This is a genomic window from Caballeronia sp. LZ032 (assembly GCF_031451315.1).
Lineage (GTDB): Bacteria > Pseudomonadota > Gammaproteobacteria > Burkholderiales > Burkholderiaceae > Caballeronia.
On the sequence record NZ_JARUXP010000002.1, the window covers coordinates 984,493 to 1,004,446 of the forward strand.

The 19,954-nt window shown below is 65.2% G+C and carries 21 protein-coding genes; 12 read left to right on the plus strand and 9 right to left on the minus strand.

Annotation, left to right across the window (positions count from 1 at the left end):
* Nucleotides 1–114: 114 nt before the first annotated feature.
* Both QCE69_RS20010 and QCE69_RS20015 read right to left on the minus strand, forming a co-directional pair.
* Nucleotides 115–432, minus strand: a complete 318-nt coding sequence (locus tag QCE69_RS20010) for a hypothetical protein (protein ID WP_309932531.1) — start codon at nucleotides 430–432, stop codon at nucleotides 115–117.
* A gap of 60 nt (nucleotides 433–492) precedes the next feature.
* On the minus strand, nucleotides 493–1,623 hold the full coding sequence (locus QCE69_RS20015) for a CAP domain-containing protein (protein ID WP_309922175.1): 1,131 nt from the start codon (nucleotides 1,621–1,623) through the stop codon (nucleotides 493–495).
* Nucleotides 1,624–1,956: 333 nt separating this feature from the next.
* On the opposite strand from QCE69_RS20015, the gene QCE69_RS20020 reads away from it, so the two are divergent.
* Entirely contained in the window at nucleotides 1,957–3,000 is a 1,044-nt protein-coding gene (locus QCE69_RS20020) for a helix-turn-helix domain-containing protein (RefSeq protein WP_309932533.1), read from the plus strand.
* Between the two features lie 111 nt (nucleotides 3,001–3,111).
* Nucleotides 3,112–3,366 (plus strand): DUF1272 domain-containing protein, encoded by a 255-nt coding sequence (locus QCE69_RS20025; protein ID WP_309932536.1) that lies wholly within the window; start codon nucleotides 3,112–3,114, stop codon nucleotides 3,364–3,366.
* Between the two features lie 81 nt (nucleotides 3,367–3,447).
* Here the strand turns inward: QCE69_RS20025 and QCE69_RS20030 are convergent, their stop codons facing one another.
* Entirely contained in the window at nucleotides 3,448–4,356 is a 909-nt protein-coding gene (locus QCE69_RS20030; RefSeq protein ID WP_309932538.1) for a DMT family transporter, read from the minus strand.
* 84 nt (nucleotides 4,357–4,440) lie between these two features.
* Here QCE69_RS20030 and QCE69_RS20035 point away from each other — a divergent pair, with 84 nt between their 5' ends.
* Nucleotides 4,441–5,310, plus strand: coding sequence for a LysR substrate-binding domain-containing protein (locus tag QCE69_RS20035; protein WP_309922185.1), 870 nt, complete (start codon nucleotides 4,441–4,443; stop codon nucleotides 5,308–5,310).
* Here the strand turns inward: QCE69_RS20035 and QCE69_RS20040 are convergent.
* Both QCE69_RS20040 and QCE69_RS20045 read right to left on the minus strand, forming a co-directional pair.
* Nucleotides 5,302–6,297 (minus strand): FkbO/Hyg5 family chorismatase, encoded by a 996-nt coding sequence (locus tag QCE69_RS20040; protein ID WP_309932540.1) that lies wholly within the window; start codon nucleotides 6,295–6,297, stop codon nucleotides 5,302–5,304. The two genes, QCE69_RS20035 and QCE69_RS20040, sit on opposite strands and share 9 nt — an antisense overlap.
* Nucleotides 6,294–6,566 carry a hypothetical protein gene (locus tag QCE69_RS20045; protein ID WP_309922191.1) on the minus strand — a complete coding sequence of 91 codons (273 nt, stop codon included), beginning with the start codon at nucleotides 6,564–6,566 and terminating at the stop codon, nucleotides 6,294–6,296. Before QCE69_RS20045 ends, QCE69_RS20040 begins: the two co-directional genes overlap by 4 nt.
* A 209-nt stretch (nucleotides 6,567–6,775) precedes the next feature.
* Here QCE69_RS20045 and QCE69_RS20050 point away from each other — a divergent pair, with 209 nt between their 5' ends.
* Both QCE69_RS20050 and QCE69_RS20055 read left to right on the plus strand, forming a co-directional pair.
* The gene (locus tag QCE69_RS20050) at nucleotides 6,776–7,837 is read left to right on the plus strand and encodes an Ldh family oxidoreductase (protein WP_309932542.1); all 1,062 of its coding nucleotides are present in this window, start codon (nucleotides 6,776–6,778) and stop codon (nucleotides 7,835–7,837) included.
* A 107-nt stretch (nucleotides 7,838–7,944) separates the two neighbouring features.
* A complete protein-coding gene (locus tag QCE69_RS20055) occupies nucleotides 7,945–10,137 on the plus strand; it encodes an ATP-binding protein (RefSeq protein ID WP_309932544.1) in 2,193 nt (730 codons plus the stop codon).
* Nucleotides 10,138–10,163: 26 nt separating this feature from the next.
* On the opposite strand, the gene QCE69_RS20060 is transcribed toward QCE69_RS20055, so the two are convergent.
* From QCE69_RS20060 to QCE69_RS20070, 3 genes are read right to left on the minus strand one after another with little or no spacing between them, the layout of a single operon-like run.
* Nucleotides 10,164–10,751 (minus strand): flavin reductase family protein, encoded by a 588-nt coding sequence (locus QCE69_RS20060; RefSeq protein ID WP_309922199.1) that lies wholly within the window; start codon nucleotides 10,749–10,751, stop codon nucleotides 10,164–10,166.
* Nucleotides 10,752–10,770: 19 nt separating this feature from the next.
* On the minus strand, nucleotides 10,771–11,457 hold the full coding sequence (locus tag QCE69_RS20065) for a GntR family transcriptional regulator (RefSeq protein ID WP_309932546.1): 687 nt from the start codon (nucleotides 11,455–11,457) through the stop codon (nucleotides 10,771–10,773).
* On the minus strand, nucleotides 11,454–12,371 hold the full coding sequence (locus QCE69_RS20070) for a polysaccharide deacetylase family protein (RefSeq protein WP_309932548.1): 918 nt from the start codon (nucleotides 12,369–12,371) through the stop codon (nucleotides 11,454–11,456). Before QCE69_RS20070 ends, QCE69_RS20065 begins: the two co-directional genes overlap by 4 nt.
* 273 nt (nucleotides 12,372–12,644) lie before the next feature.
* On the opposite strand from QCE69_RS20070, the gene QCE69_RS20075 reads away from it, so the two are divergent.
* The 7 genes from QCE69_RS20075 to hpxZ are packed head-to-tail and all read left to right on the plus strand — an operon-like array spanning nucleotide 12,645 to nucleotide 18,868.
* Nucleotides 12,645–13,700, plus strand: coding sequence for an ABC transporter ATP-binding protein (locus QCE69_RS20075; protein ID WP_309922207.1), 1,056 nt, complete (start codon nucleotides 12,645–12,647; stop codon nucleotides 13,698–13,700).
* Nucleotides 13,701–13,737: 37 nt separating this feature from the next.
* On the plus strand, nucleotides 13,738–15,027 hold the full coding sequence (locus QCE69_RS20080) for an extracellular solute-binding protein (protein ID WP_309922211.1): 1,290 nt from the start codon (nucleotides 13,738–13,740) through the stop codon (nucleotides 15,025–15,027).
* A 16-nt stretch (nucleotides 15,028–15,043) separates the two neighbouring features.
* Entirely contained in the window at nucleotides 15,044–15,958 is a 915-nt protein-coding gene (locus QCE69_RS20085) for an ABC transporter permease (protein ID WP_309922214.1), read from the plus strand.
* Between the two features lies 1 nt (nucleotide 15,959).
* On the plus strand, nucleotides 15,960–16,847 hold the full coding sequence (locus tag QCE69_RS20090) for an ABC transporter permease (RefSeq protein WP_309922216.1): 888 nt from the start codon (nucleotides 15,960–15,962) through the stop codon (nucleotides 16,845–16,847).
* Nucleotides 16,848–16,890: 43 nt separating this feature from the next.
* The gene (locus QCE69_RS20095; RefSeq protein WP_309932549.1) at nucleotides 16,891–17,082 is read left to right on the plus strand and encodes an AtzG-like protein; all 192 of its coding nucleotides are present in this window, start codon (nucleotides 16,891–16,893) and stop codon (nucleotides 17,080–17,082) included.
* The gene (locus tag QCE69_RS20100; protein ID WP_309922224.1) at nucleotides 17,079–18,485 is read left to right on the plus strand and encodes an AtzE family amidohydrolase; all 1,407 of its coding nucleotides are present in this window, start codon (nucleotides 17,079–17,081) and stop codon (nucleotides 18,483–18,485) included. Before QCE69_RS20095 ends, QCE69_RS20100 begins: the two co-directional genes overlap by 4 nt.
* The gene (hpxZ, locus tag QCE69_RS20105) at nucleotides 18,482–18,868 is read left to right on the plus strand and encodes an oxalurate catabolism protein HpxZ (RefSeq protein ID WP_309922226.1); all 387 of its coding nucleotides are present in this window, start codon (nucleotides 18,482–18,484) and stop codon (nucleotides 18,866–18,868) included. The genes QCE69_RS20100 and hpxZ overlap by 4 nt, the downstream gene beginning before the upstream one ends.
* 12 nt (nucleotides 18,869–18,880) lie before the next feature.
* Here hpxZ and QCE69_RS20110 read toward each other — a convergent pair whose 3' ends face one another.
* A complete protein-coding gene (locus QCE69_RS20110; RefSeq protein WP_309932551.1) occupies nucleotides 18,881–19,954 on the minus strand; it encodes an amidohydrolase family protein in 1,074 nt (357 codons plus the stop codon).

The following is a 19,954-nucleotide window of genomic DNA, read 5'->3' on the forward strand; positions in this document are numbered from 1 at the left end:
GTCCTGGTTAGCGAACGTCGACGGTATTCTCTCCTATTTGTCCGACACGGGTCGAATAAGCAACAAATCGACCGATCCGTTTCGGTTCCTGCAATCATCGGCCGGCACGGAAGCTCAGGCAGCTTTCTGTCGCCTGAGACCATCGTCGATGGCGTCCTTCGCGGCCGGCACGGCGGCAATGGCCGCGGCCAGATCGGCGAAGCCATCATGCGGGAAGCGGCCCTCCGGCTCGTGCAGATCGCGCAGCGGACACGGCTCCCCGCCCACCGGATCCTCGACGATCAGCACATACCGCCCCGCGTGATTGGCGCTCACGCGCAGCAGATAGCCGCGGTGCGATTCCCGATATTCAATCGACGACGGTCCCGTGACCTGCGTCGCGGTGAAAGCGTCCGCCCCTGCGGACGGCTCCGCGCGCCTGTTTCGCCGCAACGTCCTCCGGATCAATGATGGCAAGCACATGAAGTCGATACCCCCGAAACGGCCGCTTGGTCATTCGAGCACCATGGGCAGGCGCGAGCGGCCTTGCGCCTTTGTCGTCGCCGCGAGCGCCGCGCCGGTCGTGAATGACCAGCTCACGGAAAACGCAGTGGGCGTGGTGATCGAGGTGTTCGTCAGTGAACCGGTCACTGTCACGAAGTATTTCGAATTGGCCGCCAACGGCGCGTACGGCACGCACAGCGCGAGGCGGGTCGAATCATCGTTGTTGGAATTGTCGGATTCCTCGCATGGCACCGCGTTGCCGGACGCGTCGGTGATCGCGAAGCGCACGTCCGAAAACGCGCCGTTGCCCGAGGCATTCAGCGTCACCGGATAGCCGACGCTCTTCATGATGTATTGCGGGACGCGCGCCATCGGGTTCGGGCTTTCGTTCGCGATCCACGAGGGCTTCACGTTCGTCTGGCCGTCGTACGGGTAGGCGATCAGCCGGTTGTCCGGCGTCGCCGCGACGTAGTCGACGAAATCGGCAACCAGGGTCGCGTATTGGGTGGGATCGGTCGTCGGAACCTGGCCGATGCCCACGCTGGTCGTGTCGAACAAAAAGATCGAGCGATGGAACGGGGCGTCGAACAGGGCTTCGATCGCCTGAGTCGAATTCAGGAAGCCGCCGCCATAGCCCGCCGCGATTTCTCCCGTCGAATTCGTGGTGTAGCCGGCCGCCGCGACGCGGTCCGCAGGCTTCACGCCCGAAAAATACGGTTGCCCCGCCGTCTCATAGTGGCCGATGGCGCCGGCCGCCTGCATGTAGCGCGCGTGATTCGCCGCCGCCACGCCCACCGCCGACACGTACCCGAGCGCTCCGAGATTCAGTTCCGCGCGGCGCGCGTTGATATAGGCGAAGGAATCGTTGACGATGTCGCCTGTCGTGGCTACCGCAGGGGCCGCCGCAGCGCCCGCCGGAGAGTACAGCGCGATGGCCGCCGCATCCTTCGTGGGGGCGGTGGTGGGCGTGGCGACCGGCGTCTGGGTGGAGTTACCACCGCTACTGCCGCTGCCCTTGCTCGATTGCGTCGCACCCGTGGTCTGCGCTGCCGCGCTGCTATCCCCGCCTCCGCCGCCACCGCCACAGGCAGCAAGCAGAAATGACAACGCCGTTACGGCAGTCCAAGCCGTCTTTTTCATCCAATACCCCGTCAAAATTCATTATTTGTCCACGCGCTCGCAGGAACGCGCGGTAAGTGTTTGCATGGATGTTATCGGCGCGTCGGCTCGGGACTTTCGGTTTGTCTCTCAGGTTCATTCAAGTTCGTGTATCCGCGATGATCTCCCAGCGAAACTGTCGGCGTCGGACAAAGTGTCCGCAAAATCTTCCCAAATCGTCCGGAGCTGTCTTGCGCCGAGCTTTGAGAGTCACTGCGCCACTTAAGCTCCAGCTTAAAACCGCCGATAACCCGGAAAACCTGAAAGAATTCAATACGTAACGAGACCCCGGCCCCTCCGCCGCGGACCTTTTCCATGCCGCAACCGCTCTACTTCGACAGTGCGTTCCTCGACGCCCAGGCCGCCGAGGAGATCTGGCGCGAGAGCCTCAAGCCGATGTACGAGATCCATCGGCCGCGCAGCGTGCCGTTCCGGGCCTCGATCCGCACCTGGGACTTGGGCGGCGCGCTGCTGATGACGCATCACGGCGCCGGCGACGAAGTCCAGTTCCGGCGCACGCGGCGGCGCATCGCGACGAGCGGCGTCGATCACTACCTGCTGCATTGCCTGCTGGGCGGCGCGCTGACGTCCGAATCCGTCGATGGCGAGCAGCGCGTGCCGGTCAACAGCATCGCGATCCGCGACATGGCGGTGGAAAACGTCGGCATTGCCCGCGATGCGCCGATGCTCACGCTCAGCATTCCGCGCGCGGCGCTGGATCGACGCATGCCGGCTGGCGCGCGGCTGCATGGCGCGTGCTGGGACGCGCACGATCCGATCGGCGGAATGATTGCCGCGCATCTCTGTTCGCTGGCGAAGCTCGCGACCGACATGGACGACGCGCAGGCCGCGCTCGCCGCCGAAGCCACGCTCGAACTGCTCGGCGCGTGCCTGATCCCGAAAACGAGTCTGGATGTGAAGAAGGACGATCCGCGGCTCGCGCCGATGCTGCGTGCGCGGGCCTTGTCCTACATCGAGCAGAACCTCTCCGATCCGACGCTCGGCGCGGACACGCTGCGCGGCGCGCTGGGCGTGTCGCGCACGGCGCTGTACGCCCTGTTCGATCAGGCGGGCGGCGTCGCGCGGCATATCCGCGACCGTCGGCTCGACGAATCGATGCGTCGTCTGGTCGCGCCGCGGCATCGTCACGAACGCATCGTGGAAATTGCGTATGCGATGGGCTTCGGCAGCGAGAAGACCTTCAATCGCGCGTTCCGGGAGCGCTTCGCATGCGCGCCGGGCAAGGTGCGCGAGCAAGGCGAGATGCGTCCGGCGAAGCGTGCGGGGTTCGAAGAAGCAAGCGATGTCGGCACGATCGCCGCGCAGTATCACGCGAAGGTGCGCGGCATTCGCGGATAAGACCGCGCGCCGGGAATGCTCGGCCGATGAAGGTCAGCGATTATGATTCGGCGACGGCCATCGCATGCGCGCATGGCGTTCACTTGCGTGTCGATCCCAAGGAGACTCACGATGCTCGAATTGCGCCCCGGCTGCGAATGCTGCGACAAGGACCTGCCTCCCGATGCCGCCGATGCCCTCATCTGCTCGTTCGAATGCACCTTCTGCAAGGACTGCGCGGATCATGTGCTGAACGGGTTATGTCCGAACTGCGGCGGCGAACTTGTCTCGCGTCCGCGACGTCCCGCTGCGAAGCTGGCGAAGAATCCGGCTTCCACGAAGCGCGTGTTCAATGCGCAATGCCGCGAGCAACACGCGAAGGCTTGAGTTATCGCATGGCTGCGCTGCTTGCCTGAATATCGAACGTCTCTGCGCATGCAATTCGAAAGGCGCATGCGCGGGGGACAGTTAGTTGCTCAAGCGACGACGCTTCTGTTCAGCAAGCCCGATCGCGATCAGCATCAACACCACGCCTGCCAGTTGCACGCTACCGAGACGCTGATCCAGCAACAGCCAGTCGACGACGATGCCCACCGCCGGATAAACAAACTGGAGAACAGCGATGCGTCCCGTATGCAGCCGCGCCATGCCGCCGTACATCAAGCTATAGGCGAGGCTGGTATGGATGACGCCGAGCCCCGCGAGCCAGAGCCATGACGCGCCCCATACTGGCCAGCCGTGCTGCATGGGCCAGATCCACAGCGTCAACGTGCCGATCGCGCATTGCCACCACGCAAGCGTACCGGCGGGCAGATCACGCAGACGGCGCGCGATGATCGTCACGCAGGCCATGCAGAACGCGCCCAGCAGACACGATGCAACCGCGAGCCAATACCCCTCGCCGTCCACTCCGTGCCCGATGACGCCGGTCGCGAGCACGAGGCCGATCATCGCCACCGCGACCGCTCCGGCGCGCCGCCTGCCGACGCGCTCACCGAGGCACACCGCGCCGAGCGCCAGCACCCACACCGGTTGCACATGGAACAGCACGATCGCCATGCCGGTCGGAATGTGTTCGATGGCGGTGAAGAACAGGCCCCAGCTCAGCACCATCAGCGAGCCGGCTGTCAGAACCCACGGCCCCGTTCGTCTGCCAAGCCTCAGGAAGCGCGTCTGACCGCGCAGCGCGAGCCAGAGCGTCAGGCCGGCCAGACCGAAGACGCAGCGAAACCATGTGGCCGTCAGCGGAGCAGCGTGCGCCTCATGCACGAAGAGCCCGATCGTGCCCAGCAAGACACAGCCGAAGACGAAGGGGACTGCGCCGGATGGCTTCGCAAAGCTGGCCGCCGCGGATTGAATGTACTGGTTGGTGTTCATGCAGCCAGTGTGGTCCGCATCGACCTGTCAGAAAAGCGCATAATTCATCTGGCATCCATTCGAAAATCGAAAGTAGCCGAAACGATGAAACAAGGCGATCTGCAAACCGACTGGCTCAAGTGCTTCGTCGCAGTGGTCGATGCGGGTTCGTTGTCGAGCGCGGCCGGCGAGGTCAACCGCTCGCAATCGGCGGTGAGCATGCAGCTCAAGAAGCTCGAAAGCGCGCTCGGGTTGCGGCTCATCGAACGCGGCGCGCGCACGCTCGAACTCACCCACGACGGTCAGACCTTGCTCGGCTACGCGCGCCGCATTCTCGACTTGCACGCGCAAGCTCAGGTCGCGCTGCAAGGCGAGCAGCTGACCGGACGCGTGCGCCTCGGCGTGCCCGACGACTACGCGGAGAAGTACCTCACCCCCGTGCTGAAGCGTTTCGCGCCGCGCCATAGCGGCGTGGAGATCGAGTTGTCGTGCGAGCAGTCAACTTCGCTGATTCCGCGCGTGGCAAGCGGCGACCTGGACCTCGCGCTGATCTCGCGCGATCACGCGCGGCGCGGCACGCTGCTGTTTCACGAGCCGATGGTCTGGGTCGGCGCGCCGCAGTTCGAGTTATGGCGGCGCGATCCGCTGCCGATCGCCGTGTATGAAAGCACGAGCCTCGCGCGGCAAAGCGCGATACATTCGCTGGCGCAGCAGGGACGACGCTACAAGGTGGTCTATCACAGCTCGAGTCTCGCCGGACAGATCGCGGCGGTCGACAGCGGCCTCGCCGTGGCCGCGCTCACGCAATGCAGCGCGCCCGGACATCTGCGCATACTCGGCAGCGAGGAAGGCCTGGGACCGCTCGGGCCGATGCAGGTCGCGGTCTATCGCAGCCGCGATTCGCGCGGCTCGAAGGCGGTCGATGGCCTGCATGGCCTCTTGCTCAAGACGCTGCGCGAGTCGGCTTCACTGTGAGCCGCGGCGCCTCGCGATCCCTTCGATCTCGACGAGCAGATCCGTCCGGCAGATATCGACTTTGAGGAAGCGCACCTCGGCGCGCGGATGAAACGCCGCGCGCGCCAGTTGCATCACCTGCGGCAGAGCCTCCGCGCGCCGGTAGTAGACCTTGATCTGATCGAGATCCTGCAACGTGTAGCCGTCCGACACGCCGTGCGCCGCGAGATTGCCCGCGCTGACGAGATGCGCCACGTTGTCCGTCGCCACCTCCCACTGTTTCAGCAGATCGCCTGCATGCAAGGTTTCGTGTCCGACAATGCTCGCCGTGCCCGACACATACAGCGCACCGTGTCGATACGTGGCGCGCGCGAAGCTCGGCGGCTTCGGACCATAACGCTCGGGATAGCGATACGCGGGCATCTGCCGCGTGTTCTCGATGTGCTGCGCGGCATCGTCGCGGCAGGCGAGCAGATAGAAGCCGACGCCCTCGCCCCAGGTACCGATGCCCGTGGCCGCGGGCATGCCCGCATGTCCCGCGTCCTCTGCTTCGAACGCGAGCGCGCGTCCCCGGCAGAAATCGCGATAGACCTCGAGCCCGTCCGGAGTCTCGCCATTGATATCCGGGATGTAGTTCCACATGCGGAAGATCGTCGGGAAGCCGAGCGTGCGAACCAGCGCGAAGGCATCGGCATAGGCCTGGCGCGCGGTTTCCGTATAGCCTGCGCCGGCCGGGATGAAGCCCGCGCAAAAGAGCAAGGAGTCATCGTGACCGTAGACGAGACCGTTCTCCCTGCCGCAACGCGTTGCGCCGGCCGTGCGCCAGACTTCAGCGAAGGCGTCGCGGGCGTCGTCGATCATATGCAGGGGGAGCGTCGGCACGCCGTCTTCCAGACGAGGCGCCCCGCTCACCGCGCCGAACACGACCCGGCCGAGCACGCCGCCGCCTTCCACTGCGCCGCTAGCGACGAAGCGCGCCTCGATCCCTCCACGTTCAGCCGGCCTCAATCCGTCTCCTCCGCGTGCTCCGTGCCGAACAGATCGGCGGTCGGGGGGTTGTCCTTCGGCGTTGGCAACGCGCCGCTGCGCACTTGTTCCAGCACGTCCGGCGGCAGCCAGGTGTCCTCCAGCGCGCCGATGCCGCTTTCGATCATCTGCTGGAGGAAGAACGATTGCTTGCGTCCCGTCACCTCTGCCAGGAGTCGCAGCCGTTGTTCGAATTGCGGATCGACCCGGACTGCGACCACCTTGAGCTTGTTTTCGGCGGTCCTTCTCACTGCATGCTCCTGTCACGTTGATGGCGCGCCGTTCTGCGGCGCATCGATGCGGTGCTTCTACCATGGCGAAACGCAGCGCAGCAAGCGAAAGCTTCGCTCAGCCTGCCGGCACCCCGCGTGCGCGGCCCGGCGCCCATGCAGGGCGGACGAAAGCTCAACCTGTTAAAGAGTGTCCGACACCCCAACGACCGCCACGGAGACCTTCGCCCATGACCGACGCCGCATCCGTCCGCGTGCATCCCGATGCGCTGCGCGCATTCGTTTCGCAAGTTTACCGTTCCGAGGGCGCGCCTCCCGAAGATGCGCTCCTCGCCGCCGATGCCATGGTGCAGGCCGACCTGTGGGGTCATCAGTCGCACGGTGTGCTGCGGCTCGGCTGGTACTACGCGCGCCTGCGTTCCGGCGCGATGAAAGCGGTGACGCAGCCCACCTTTCCCGTCGATGCCGGCGCGATCGCGGTGCTGGACGGCAACGACGGCATCGGTCCCGTCATCGCCCGGACGGCCGCGCTCGACGCAATCCGCCGCGCGAAGGCGCATGGTATCGGCGCTGTGTCGGTGCGTCATTCGAATCACTTCGGCACGTGCATGTACTTCACGCGCATGGGCGCGGAAGCGGGCTGCATCATGCTCGCGATGACCAACGGCGGCCCGAACATGGCGCCGTGGGGCGGTCTTGGCAAGATGATCGGCACCAATCCGTGGTCGGTGGCCGCGCCCGCCGGCCGCTATCCGCCGATGGTCATGGACGTGGCCAACTCGGGCGTCGCGCGCGGCAAGATCGTGCTGGCGCAGTTGCGGCGCGAGACCATTCCGCCGGGCTGGGCCATCGACGAGCGTGGCCGGCCGACCACGGACCCGGTGGAAGGCCTCAAGGGCTTCATCCTGCCGATGGCCGGGCACAAGGGCTATGCCATCGGCACGATGGTGGACGTGCTGTCCGGCGTGCTGTCGGGCAGCGGCTTCCTCGACGACGTGCGCGGTCCTTATGTACCGGACGGCCGCAGCAACGTGGGGCATCTGATGATCGCGCTGAACATCGCCGCGTTCCAGCCGCTCGATGCCTTCGAGGCCCGCATGGAGCGGTACGTGGAGACCTTGAAATCGGCGCGGCGCGCGGAAGGCGTCGACGAAATTTTCTATCCCGGCGAAAAGGAAGTTCGCGCGCAGGCAACACAGCTGGAGCAAGGCCTTTATCTTCCCGCCGATACCCTCAAGGGCCTCGACGATGTTGCCTCGCAAGCCGGCGTGACGGCCGTGGCGCGCGGCTGATTTCAACGCATGATCGTGCCGGGTGCATGGAGGCGCGCGTGCTAACATCGACGACGCTTCGAGCCCACCGGTTCATGCTGTCGAACGTACCTGCCTGCACTGGCTTCATGGAAGAACCAGAAGAACTTTCCGGCTTCGGCACCGCGGAGCCGCTCCCCGCACTGCCGCCTCTCGACTTTCGCGCCGCGCGCAGGCGCCTGTTTGCCGCGCTCGCCGCGTCCATCGCCATTCCGGTCGCCTTCTTCGCGCTGTACGGTTATTACACTTACGGACGCGCGCTGAGCGAGACCGGCGAGTCGCTGCAACGGCTCGTGCGCGTGATCGATCAACAGGCGAATACCGTCTTCAGCATCAATCGCGAACTGATCTCGCGCGTCGAGGAGATGCTCGGCAGCGGCGATGCGGACTTCATCGCGCGCAGCCAGACGGAACTGCAAGACAAGCTGGGACATCTGGTCGAGAGTCATCCGCAGATCGCGGCCATCTCGGTACTCGACAGCAACGGCAAGCTCCTCGCCAGCAGCCGCTTCCTGCCGGTGCCGGACGTGTCGATCGGCGATCGCGAGGACTTCATCGCCACGCGCGACACGCGTTCGAAGTTTCATGTGTCGATGCCCGAACGCGGCCGCATCAGGAACACCGACATGATCAACACGCTCACGTCGCGCTTCGCGAAGGACGGGCGTTTTCTCGGCGAGATCTCGATTGCATTGCGGCGTGACACGCTGATCGATTTCTATCGCCAGCTCTCGTTGAACGAACCTGCGCTGACGCTCGCCCTGCATCGCGCCGACGGCGGCGTGCTCGCGCGCTTCCCCGCCCCGACCGCACCCAATGCGCCCGCTCGCCACGACGTGCTCGCAAATGCCTTCGCGTTGCAAAAGACCGAGGGCCTGATGCGCTACGTCTCGCCACTCGACAATGACGAGAAACTCTCCGCATGGCGGCGCGTCGGCGGCTTTCCGCTGTATGCGGCGGCGGGCTTTTCGATCCACGATGTACGGCTCGCATGGTGGCGGCACGATGTGTCGATTGCGTCCATCGCATTGATCCCGTGCATCGCGGTATGGATGCTGATCGGCTTCTCGTTGCGGCGGCTGCGTGCGGAAGAAGCGGCGTGGCTCAACTGGCGCGGCGAACTGGCGCTCCGCCGCAGCGCCGAGGCCACGACGCGCCGCATGCAGCGCATGGGCGCGCTCGGCAATCTCGTCGCCAATGTCGCGCATGACTTCAACAACCTGCTGATGGTCGTCACGTCGAACATGGAGATCGCGCGGCGCAAGCGCTTCATCGGGCTCGAGAAGGAAGTGACCGCCGTGGAGCGCGCGTCGGTCAACGCGCAGGCACTCGCGCGCCGGCTGATGAGCGTGGCGCGCCGCCAGCCCTTGCAGATGCAGGTCATTCATCTGGACCGCTGGATGACGGAAGCGGAGCCGCTGATCCATGCATCGGTGGGCGAGAAGATCCGCGTCCACACGCGCGTGCCGGAAGCAACCTGGCCCGTGCGCGTCGATGCCACCGAACTGAACTCGGCGCTCATCAATATTGCCGTCAATGCGAAGGACGCGATGCCGAACGGCGGCACCTTACAAATCCAGTGCAGCAACGTGCGTCATCTGGACGGACAGGAAGGACTGGATGGCGGCGAGTACGTCGTGATCTCGTGCAAGGACAGCGGCACCGGCATGCGGCCGGAGGTCGCCAAGCATGCGTTCGAGCCGCTCTTCACGACCAAGGGCGCGGGTGCCGGCACGGGGCTCGGGCTTGCGCAAGTGCAGGCGATGGCCGAGCAGGCCGGCGGCGGCGCGCGGCTCGACTCGGCATGGGGTTATGGCACGACCGTGGTCATCTATCTGCCGCACTGGACCGGCGACGACGACACTCCCGCCGACGCGCCGCCCGTCGCAAACGTTACGCGCGATGCGCCCTCGTCGACGGTGCTGCTGGTGGAGGACAACGAGGAAGTCGCGGCGGGCCTGTGCGCGGTGCTCGAAGTGCTGGGCTGGCAGGCGCGTCACGAACCTTCGGGCGATGCGGCGCTGCGTGTGCTGGAAGCGGGCGACGAATTCGATCTCGTGCTCTCGGACATCCAGATGCCCGGCGCGTATGACGGCATCAAGCTCGCCGAATGGATCAAGGCGTGCCGCCCGAAGCAGCCCGTCACGCTGATGACGGGTTATGCGGATCAGCTCGAACAGGCGCGGCGCACGGGCTTCGCGATCCTCGCCAAGCCCTTCAACATAGACGACCTGAAGGCGCTGCTGAACGGCCTGCCGATGCGCGGCGCGGGCAAGGCCTGACACGCTTTCACACGCTCACGCGGGCCTTACATCTGGAAGCGATCGCGCGTGGTGATGTAGTCGCTCGCGCCGAAGCGGCCGACTGGAAAATAATGTTGCAGCCGCACGCGCCATGATTCGAGATCGATGAGTTCGTCGCGCGCATGCAGCATCAGCACCTTGCCGATGAAGATATGGCGGCTCGCGGTCGTCAGCGTCTCCCACAATTCGCATTCGAATGCGACCGGCGCTTGCGCGATGCGCGGCGGCTTCACGCGCGATGAAGCAACAGCCGTGAAGCCTACTTCGTCGAGTTCGGAGATGTCGGCGGCAAAGCGCTCGCCGCAGCGATGCATCTGCTGCGCGATGGCTTCGTCGGCGAGATGCACGACGAACTCCTTCTCGCGCGGAATGTTCACCGCGGTGTCCTTCAACGTGCCGTCCGCCAGCCGGTTGATGCTGAGCATCACGATGGGCGGCTCCTCGCCCAGCATGTTGAACATCGAGAACGGCGCGGCATTCACGGTGCCGTCCGGGCCGAGCGTCGTCACGAGCGCGATGGGGCGCGGCACGATGAGGCTCGCCATCAGCTTGTAGCGCTGATATTCGGTGATCGCTTCGAAGTCGATTTCCATGTCGTTCCACTGCGGTTCGTTATGCGGGATCGATGCCGAGCAGGTGCGCGAGTCCCTTGGCGCCCGGCATGCGCGAGGTCTCGATACGCGCCTCCAGCGCGCGCAGATGCGCGCTCATGTGAGCAATGGCGCCTTCGGCGTCGCGGGCTTCGAGACAATCGAGGATAGCAGTGTGTTCGTCGTGTTCACAGGGCGCATGACCCGCCGACTCGTACGCGCCGACGATCAGCGAACAGCGCGACACCAGCTCCGTCAGATAGTGTTCGAGGATCGCATTGCCGGCAAGCGCCGCGATGCGCAGATGAAAGGTGCTCGCGAGCCGCGCCCATGAAGGCTGATCGAAGCGATGCATGGCTTCGTGCTCCTGGTGCAACTGCTCGCGCAGCGTGGCGATGTCGGCGGGCGTCGCGCGTTGCGCGGCGAGTTCGACGAGCGCGCGCTCCACGCCGCGGCGCGCCTCGAAGATTGCGCGGGTTTCCTCGCGCGTCGGCTGCGCAATCACCGCGCCTTTGTTCGGCCGCAGGACCACGATACCGTCGTAGGCGAGCTTTTCGAGCGCACGCCGCACCACCGCGCGGCCCACGCCGAACAGCGCGCAGAGTTCCGGCTCGGGCAGCTTCGTGCCGGGCGTGAGCTTGCGGCTCAGCACGCCTTCGAAGATCGAGCGATAGATGCGCGCGTCGGCGCTGGCTTCGCGCGGCTTCATGCAACGGACGCCATGCGCGGGACCACTGTGCCGACGTGTTGTGCGATCGCACCGGGCGTCGTGAGCCAGATGTCCTGCCGTGCCGACACGATATGCGCGAGTGCGCGCCGCAGATGCCGCAACCGATACGGCTGCCCCACGACATACGGATGCAGTGCGATGCCCATCACCAGCGCCTGCGGCTCGCGCGCGCGTTGCGTCTGTTCGAGCATCTCGTCGAACTGGTCGACGATCATGTCGGCGAAGTCGCGCATGTCCATCTGCCGCGCCATGATCATCGGCAGATCGTTGAGCTCCTGCGGATAGGGAATGGACCACAGCGGACCGCCGCGCGTGTCCATGCGCACCGGGCGGTCATCGTGACACCAGTTGAGCGTGTAGCGATAGCCGGTCTCCGCGAGCAGGTCAGGCGTGCGGCGCGATTCGGAGATCCATGGCGAGAGCCATCCGCTTGGCGCGACGCCCGAGCGCTCGGCCATGCGCGCGCGGCAATGCGCGAGCAGCGCGCGTTCGCCGGCTTCGTCGAGATCGCTCTGGCGATGCGCATTCGTGTGTCCATGCGCGATCAGCTCGTCGCCGCGCGCCGCGCAGGCTTCGATCAGCTCGGGGCAGTGATCGTAGAGCGAGGTATTGATGAGCGTGCCCGCGGGCATGTCGAGCGCATCGAACAGTTCGATGCAACGCCATGCGCCCACGCGGTTGCCGTACTCGCGCCAGCTGTAGTTGAGCACGTCGGGTTGCGGCGACAGCGGCCCGAGCGCCGCGCCGAGTCCTTCCCCGAACGCGAAGTGCTCCAGGTTGAAGCCGAGATAGACGGCGAGACTTGCCCCGTTGGGCCAGCGATATCCATCGCCATCGTGGATCGGGCGATAGCCGAAGCGCCCATGCGTCTGCAACGGTTCGAAGTCGTTCATGTCAGGTCCGTATGAACCGGTTTGGTCAGGTCATGCCCCATTGCGGACGTTATCCGCACCTCGATCGCACACGCTGGTCACGCTTGCGTGCCGACGATCGCGCCACGAAATCGTGTGCAATATGCGCGCCAATTCGTCGACACGCTTTATCGAGCATGCGTCGCGGGGCATCGCCCCTCAGGACTTGATGGTGCCGCGCAACGCAAATGGCATATGTCTTGCAATGGCTTGCGCGCTGCATCCTTTACGCGTTCTTACTCAGGACAGGCCTTCATGGTTCAGCCGGCATCCACCGTGGTTCACGCAAGCCCCGCCGATATCGAACTCGTCCACGTGACGAAGCGCTATGGCGATGCGCTCGCCGTCGATGCCATCGACTTGCGCATTCCCGGCGGTGCGTACTGCTGCCTGCTCGGTCCATCCGGATGCGGCAAGACCTCGACGCTGCGCATGATCGCGGGCCATGAATGGCTCTCCGAGGGCGACGTGCTGATCGGCGGGCGCAATGTCACGCGCGAGCAGCCCGTCGCACGCGGCACGGCGATGGTGTTCCAGAGCTATGCGCTGTTTCCGCATCTCTCCGCGCTCGACAACGTCGCCTTCAGCCTCAAGGTGCGCGGCGTCGCGAAGGAAGCGCGCAGGAAGCGGGCGGGCGAACTGCTCGACCTCGTCGCGATGTCGCCTTATGCGGAGCGCAAGCCCGCACAGCTTTCAGGCGGCCAGCAGCAGCGCGTCGCGCTTGCGCGTGCGCTGCTCAACGAACCGCGCTGCCTGTTGCTCGACGAACCCCTTTCCGCACTCGATCCATTCCTGCGCGTGCAGATGCGCGCCGAACTCAAACGCTGGCAGAAGGAACTGGGCATCACCTTCGTGCATGTCACGCATTCGCAGGAAGAAGCCATGGCGCTGGCCGATCTCGTCGTCGTGATGAGTCACGGTCATATCGAACAGAGCGGCACGCCGTTCGACGTCTTCAATCGGCCGCGCACGGAATTCGTCGCGCGCTTTCTCGGCGGCCATAACGTGCTCGGCACGCACGGCCGGCTCTTCACGGTGCGCGCGGATCATCTGCGCATCGCGCCGCAAGGCAGCGTGCCCGGCACGAGCGCAAGCGAGAGCGGACTGTCGCGCATCGGCGGACTGGCCTGCACGGTACGCGAGGCCGAGTATCAGGGCACGCATCTGCGCATGACGCTCGATCCGCTCGACGGCTCGCCCGAACTGGTCTCGGTCGTGAGCGACGCCGACTACGATCCGCAGCGCGCCGGCCCCGGCGCGCGCGTGACCGTGTGGTGGGACGAACAGAACGCGCATCCGCTTGCTGCATGAAACCCGCCCTTCACAAATCAGATTCGAGGAGAGTCCAATGAACGACGATCAAGCCAAGGCTTGCGAAGACAACGGCACGAGCACGGGCATTTCACGACGCACGTTCATCAAGGGCGCGGTGGCGGCGGCGGGCATTGCCGGCTTCCCCTATGTGCATGCGCAGGAAAAGATCACGCTGCGCTATCTCGGCACGGCCGTGAACCAGAGCGCGGAGATCGCGAAGAAGTTCAAGGAAGATACGGGCATCGAGATCCAGTACATCCCGGTCACGACCGACGACGTCACCAAGCGCATCATCACGCAACCCAATTCCTTCGATATCGTCGATACCGAATACTTCGCGCTGAAGAAACTGATTCCGGCCGGCACGCTGGCGGGCATGGATGCGAAACGCATCAAGCTCGCCGACAAGATCACGCCCGTGCTCACCAAGGGCGAGGTGAACGGCAAGAAGATCGGCGACCAGGGCACCGCGCCGAAGAAGGTGATGTTCTTGAAGGGCGCACGCTCGACCGAGTTCAGCGCGACGCCCACCGAATGGATGACGCTCATTCCCACCACCTACAACGCGGACACGCTCGGCATCCGTCCGGACCTGATCTCGCGTCCGGTGAGCACCTGGGCCGACCTGCTCAACCCGCAGTTCAAGGGCAAGGCCGCGCTGCTCAACATTCCGGCGATCGGCATCATGGACGCGGCGATGGCCATCGAGGCCATGGGCCAGGTGAAGTACGGCGACAAGGGCAACATGACGAAGGCCGAGATCGACCAGACCATCAAGGTATTGATCGAGGCCAAGCGCGCAGGCCAGTTCCGCGCCTTCTGGCGCGACTTCAACGAGAGCGTGAACCTGATGGCCTCGGGCGAAGTCGTGATCCAGTCGATGTGGTCGCCCGCCGTCACCAAGGTCCGCACGATGGGCATCGCGTGCAAGTTTCAGCCGCTCAAGGAAGGTTACCGTTCATGGGCATCGGGCTTCGGCTTTCCGCGTTCCCTGCAAGGGAAGAAGCTCGATGCGGCATATGAGTTCGTCAACTGGTTCCAGGACGGCTGGGCAGGCGCGTACCTGATGCGCCAGGGCTACTATCCCGGGGTGACGGACACGGCGAAGACCCACATGCAGGCTTACGAGTGGGACTACTGGATGGAAGGCAAGCCCGCCGCGCAGGACATCAAGGCGCCCGACGGCCAGTTGCTCGAGAAGGCCGGCACTGTGCGCGACGGCGGCTCGTACACCCAGCGCATGAGCGCCATTGCCTGCTGGAATGCCGTGATGGACGAGAACATCTACATGGTCCAGAAGTGGAACGAGTTCATCGCTGCCTGAAGGAGCGCCGTTAAAGATGGCTTCTGTCGACTATCTCCCGCAGTCGAAGCCGGCGCCGGTGCGTCACCGGCGCGTGAGCGCATGGCTCCAGGCCACGCCGCTCACGCTGACCTTCGTGCTGTTCTTCATCGTGCCGCTGGTCATCACGTTGATCGTGAGCTTCTGGGACTTCAACGAGTACCAGATCATCCCCGCGTTCACGCTGAAGAACTATGCGGCGATATTCGACGGCTGCGGCTCGCTCACCGACGTCTGCGTGACCTTCAAGACCTACTGGTCCACGCTGCGGTTCTGCGCGATCGTATGGGCCGTGACGCTGCTGCTCGGCTTCACGATCGCCTACTTCCTCGCCTTTCATGTGCGCACCACGGCGATGCAGACCGTGCTGTTCCTCGTCTGCACGATTCCGTTCTGGACCTCCAACGTGATCCGCATGATCTCGTGGATCCCCCTTCTCGGGCGCAACGGCCTCGTGAACCAGGCGCTGCTTTCGGCTCATCTGGTCGAGCGGCCGCTGGACTGGCTGCTGTATTCGAACTTCTCCGTGGTGCTCGCCTTCGTGCACCTGTACACGTTCTTCATGATCGTGCCGATCTTCAACGCGATGATGCGGATCGACCGCTCCCTGCTCGAAGCCGCGCGCGACGGCGGCGCGAATGGCTGGCAGGTGATCCGCGACGTGGTGCTGCCGCTTTCGAAGACCGGCATCGTGATCGGCTCGATCTTCGTCATCACCATCGTGATGGGCGACTTTCTCACGGTCGGCGTGATGGGCGGACAGCAGATCGCCTCGGTCGGCAAGATCATCCAGGTGCAGACAGGCTATCTGCAGTTCCCCGCTGCCGCCGCCAACGCGATCATCCTGCTGGCGGTGGTGCTGATGATCGTGTGGGCGCTGACGCGCGTGGTCGATATCCGAAAGGAGCTGTGACATGGCGGGCGCCATCATGCATCGAGAACATCGGCCGGCGAGCTTCTACTGGCTCGCGCTGGTCTTCGGGCTCTTCGTGCTGTTCCTCTATGGGCCCGTCATCACCATCTTCATCCTGTCCTTCCAGGGACCGGAAGGCGGCCTGACCTTTCCGATGCGCGGCGTCTCGCTGCACTGGTTCGCCGCTCTGCGCGACGGCGTGGGCGACATCGACATCTGGGCCGCATTCGGCCGCTCGGTGAAGCTGGCGCTCGCCGTGACCGTGCTCACCGTGCTGTTCTCCGTGACCGCCGGGCTCGCGTTCAGACGGCGTTTTCGCGGCGATACGGCGGTATTTTATATATCGGTGGCGAGCTTGATCATGCCGTCGATCATCGTCTCGCTGGGGATCGGCCTCACGTTCCGGCTGCTCGATACGTGCATCAAATATCTCGCGAACGCATGGGGCTTCGAATCCTTCGCCGACAACTGGACCACCTCGATGGGCCTCTACACGTCGGCGCTCGGCGCGCATCTCACCTGGACCTTGCCGTTCGGCCTGCTCGTGATGTTCGCCGTGTTCAACCGTTTCAACCCTGCCTACGAAGAGGCCGCGCGCGACCTCGGCGCCTCCCCGTGGCAATCCTTCAAGCATGTGGTGCTGCCGATCATCGGGCCTTCGGTGATCGGCGTCGGCATGTTCGGCTTCACGCTCTCGTGGGACGAGATTGCGCGCACCTCGCAGGCCATCGGCGATCAGAATACGTTGCCGCTCGAATTGCAGGGCCTGACGACCTCGGTCACCACGCCGGTGATCTATGCGCTCGGCACGATGACCACGTTGCTGTCGCTGGCGGTGATGATCGGCGGCTTGCTGATCGTCCGGACGATCTCGAAACGCAGGGGTTGAACGAACACGCTTGTCTTTCCATTTTTCCTTGAGCCATTCCCTGATGCTTCCTGACTCGAACGACGCCCTCGACGCTTACGCCGATGCCGCGCTCGCCCTGCACTTTCCCGCGCTCTCCGGTGAAGCCGCCCTGCGCGTGAAGGCCCAGTTCATGCGGATTGCGCAACTCGCCGCACCGGTGCTCGCCTATCCCCTCGAAGCCGGCGACGAAGCCGCGCCGGTGTATCGCCCATGAACGCGCGGGAGCCCTTTCCCGACGGTGCGCTCGCCATCGCGCGCGCTTATGCGGACGGCGCGTTCAGTGCGCGCGATCTGATCGAAGCGACGCTCGCGCGCATCGATGCCGGTAATCCGCATGTCAATGCGTTCACCGCGATCACGCGCGACCGGGCGCTCGCCGAAGCGGATGCGCTCGATGCATGCCGCGCGCGCGGCGAACCCTTGCCGCCGCTTGCGGGCGTGCCATTCGCTGTAAAAAACCTGTTCGATATCGAAGGTCTCACGACGCTCGCCGGATCGCGCGTGCTGGCCGACGCCGCGCCCGCCACGCACGATGCAAGCCTCGTGAAGCGCCTTGCCGCACACGGCGCGATCCTGGTCGGCGCGCTCAACATGGACGAGTTCGCGTACGGCTTCACGACCGAGAATCATCATGCGGGACCGTGCCGCAATCCGCACGATCTGACGCGCTCGGCGGGCGGCTCGTCCGGCGGCAGCGCGGCCGCGGTCGCGGCGGGCTTCGTGCCGGTGACGCTCGGCTCCGATACGAACGGCTCCGTGCGCGTGCCGGCTTCGCTGTGCGGCGTGTTCGGCGTGAAGCCCACGTATGGCCGCCTGTCGCGGCATGGCGCCTGGCCGTTCGTCGCCAGCCTGGACCATATGGGTGCGTTCGCGCGCAACGCCGACGACCTCGCGGCCGTCTACGACGCCTTGCAGTTCGCCGATCCGCTCGACCCCGCCTGTGCCGCGCGCGCATTCGAGACGGCGCGCAAGACGCAGGGCGCGTTGCGCGTCGCGCATTTGGGCGGCTACTTCGACGAGCATGCAAACGACGATGCCCGCGCCGCCTCGCATGCCGCGGCCGAGGCGCTGGGCGCGGCGCAGACCGTCGAATTCCCCGACGCCGATGCCGCACGCGGCGCGGCGTTCCTGATCACAGCGGCGGAGGGCGGACAGCTGCATGCGGGGAATCTGCGCGCGCGTTATGACGAACGTGAGCCTTTGTCGCGCGACCGGCTGATCGCCGGGGCTCTATTGCCGGCCGCGTGGATCGTACAGGCGCAGCGCGTGCGTGCTGTCTTGCGGCGGCGCGTACTCGAACTCTTCGCGCATCACGACGTGCTGATCGCGCCCGCCACGCCGATGGTTGCACCGCGCATCGGTGACGAATTCATGGAGATCAACGGCGAGACGCTCGCGGTGCGGGCCAATCTCGGCCTGCTGACGCAGCCGGTATCGTGTCTCGGCCTTCCGGTCGTCGCCGTGCCGATGCGCACGGCCAGCGGCCTGCCGATCGCTGTGCAATTGATTGCGGCGCCGTGGCGCGAGGACCTCGCGTTCGAGGCCGCGCGCCGGCTCGAAGCGGCGCAGCTTGCGTACTGCCCGCCGGCGCCATCATTCGACGCTGCACTGGCATGATGGAGATCAATCGTCCGGACGTGCTCGCCGAAGTCGAGGCGGCCTTCGACGCCTATGAGCAGGCGCTCGTCAGCAACGACGTCGCCATGCTCGACCTGCTCTTCTTCGACTCGCCGCACACGCTGCGCTATGGCGCAGCGGAAAACCTGTACGGCTACGACGCCATCCGCGCGTTTCGCGCCGCGCGGCCGGGCAAGGGTCTTGCGCGCACGGTGACAGCGCGCGTGGTCACGACTTATGGCGATGCATTCGCCGTAGCCAACATCGAGTTTCGTCGCGATGGCGAGCCGCGTACCGGACGGCAAAGCCAGACCTGGGTAAAGATGCCCGAAGGCTGGCGCGTGGTCAGCGCGCATGTCAGCTGGATGGAGCGCAAGGGCTGATCGGCGGCGGCGCTATTCGATGCCATAGACGCGCGCGGCGGTATCGTGGAACAGGGAGGCCTTGTCGCGCGCGTCCAGGCCCGCAGCAATCCGCTTGTATGCGTTCCAGATCACGCCATAGCTGAAGCAGCCCTTGTCCACCGGGAAATTGCTCTCGAACATGCAACGCGCCGGGCCAAACAGTTCGATGCAGGTTTCGACATAAGGCCGGATCGCCTCCGCGACCCGCGCGGAATCCGGCGGCGTGACCGTGGTGTGAAAGTCGAAGCCGAACAGCGCCATGCCGAATCCGCCCAGCTTCACGTGCACCTGCGGATAGGCCGCGAGCGCGGCCATCTCCTTGTGCCACGCGTCGAACACTTCCGCACGATGTCCGCGATACGGCCCGAGAGCGAGCGGCCCGCCCACATGATTCAGCACGATCGTCGTCGACGGATGCGCCTCGGCAAGCCCGCGCAATTCGGCGAGCTGCGTATGCACGAGCCATGCGTCAAAGGCAAGCGAGCGCGCCGCGAGTTCGCGCATGCCCTGGTTGAAAGCGGGTTGCAGCAGCAGTCGCGGCGGGGGCGTCGCGGCCGATGCGCGCACGTTCGGGTCTGCATGCCATACGGCGATGTTGCGGATGCTTTTGAGCCTTCCCTCCGATACCTCGATCATGCGGTCGAGCACCGGTCCCACGGCCGCGCCGAGCGCAAGATCCGCATTGCCCACCTGTGCCGCGGCCACGCGCGTCTGCGTCTGCATTTCCGCCTGCGCCCGTCGTGCCTCGCCCAGCGCGAATTCGGTTTCACCGATCGGCGCATATTCCGGCGGACCGTCGCTGCGATAGTGCGTGTGACATTCGACGAATACCGTCGCTTTCACGTTGTGGCCCGAATGCAGATCGCCGACAAAATCCTCCGCGCGATAGATCTTCCCCGGCAACTCCCACAGATGATGATGCGCATCGATGATCGGAAGCGCCGGCTCCAGCGCATCCTCCACATGTTGCGCAAGCCATTCCGGACGGATCGCGATGTGCGGGGCGTTGGGGCGGACTTCCGTTGCGGTTGCGTGCGTGCTTGCGTGCGTGCTTGCCTCGCTCAT

Excerpts from the sequence above, each read along its gene's own strand:
- QCE69_RS20080 (WP_309922211.1), top strand. The coding sequence starts at position 13,738 with ATGAACGACGATCAAGCCAAGGCTTGCGAAGACAACGGCACGAGCACG.
- QCE69_RS20090 (WP_309922216.1), top strand. The coding sequence starts at position 15,960 with ATGGCGGGCGCCATCATGCATCGAGAACATCGGCCGGCGAGCTTCTAC.
- hpxZ (WP_309922226.1), top strand. The coding sequence starts at position 18,482 with ATGATGGAGATCAATCGTCCGGACGTGCTCGCCGAAGTCGAGGCGGCC.
- QCE69_RS20030 (WP_309932538.1), bottom strand. The coding sequence starts at position 4,356 with ATGAACACCAACCAGTACATTCAATCCGCGGCGGCCAGCTTTGCGAAG.
- QCE69_RS20060 (WP_309922199.1), bottom strand. The coding sequence starts at position 10,751 with ATGGAAATCGACTTCGAAGCGATCACCGAATATCAGCGCTACAAGCTG.
- QCE69_RS20075 (WP_309922207.1), top strand. The coding sequence starts at position 12,645 with ATGGTTCAGCCGGCATCCACCGTGGTTCACGCAAGCCCCGCCGATATC.
- QCE69_RS20035 (WP_309922185.1), top strand. The coding sequence starts at position 4,441 with ATGAAACAAGGCGATCTGCAAACCGACTGGCTCAAGTGCTTCGTCGCA.
- QCE69_RS20015 (WP_309922175.1), bottom strand. The coding sequence starts at position 1,623 with ATGAAAAAGACGGCTTGGACTGCCGTAACGGCGTTGTCATTTCTGCTT.
- QCE69_RS20095 (WP_309932549.1), top strand. The coding sequence starts at position 16,891 with ATGCTTCCTGACTCGAACGACGCCCTCGACGCTTACGCCGATGCCGCG.
- QCE69_RS20025 (WP_309932536.1), top strand. The coding sequence starts at position 3,112 with ATGCTCGAATTGCGCCCCGGCTGCGAATGCTGCGACAAGGACCTGCCT.
- QCE69_RS20085 (WP_309922214.1), top strand. The coding sequence starts at position 15,044 with ATGGCTTCTGTCGACTATCTCCCGCAGTCGAAGCCGGCGCCGGTGCGT.
- QCE69_RS20020 (WP_309932533.1), top strand. The coding sequence starts at position 1,957 with ATGCCGCAACCGCTCTACTTCGACAGTGCGTTCCTCGACGCCCAGGCC.
- QCE69_RS20110 (WP_309932551.1), bottom strand. The coding sequence starts at position 19,954 with ATGAGCGAGGCAAGCACGCACGCAAGCACGCACGCAACCGCAACGGAA.
- QCE69_RS20070 (WP_309932548.1), bottom strand. The coding sequence starts at position 12,371 with ATGAACGACTTCGAACCGTTGCAGACGCATGGGCGCTTCGGCTATCGC.
- QCE69_RS20065 (WP_309932546.1), bottom strand. The coding sequence starts at position 11,457 with ATGAAGCCGCGCGAAGCCAGCGCCGACGCGCGCATCTATCGCTCGATC.
- QCE69_RS20050 (WP_309932542.1), top strand. The coding sequence starts at position 6,776 with ATGACCGACGCCGCATCCGTCCGCGTGCATCCCGATGCGCTGCGCGCA.
- QCE69_RS20055 (WP_309932544.1), top strand. The coding sequence starts at position 7,945 with ATGGAAGAACCAGAAGAACTTTCCGGCTTCGGCACCGCGGAGCCGCTC.
- QCE69_RS20100 (WP_309922224.1), top strand. The coding sequence starts at position 17,079 with ATGAACGCGCGGGAGCCCTTTCCCGACGGTGCGCTCGCCATCGCGCGC.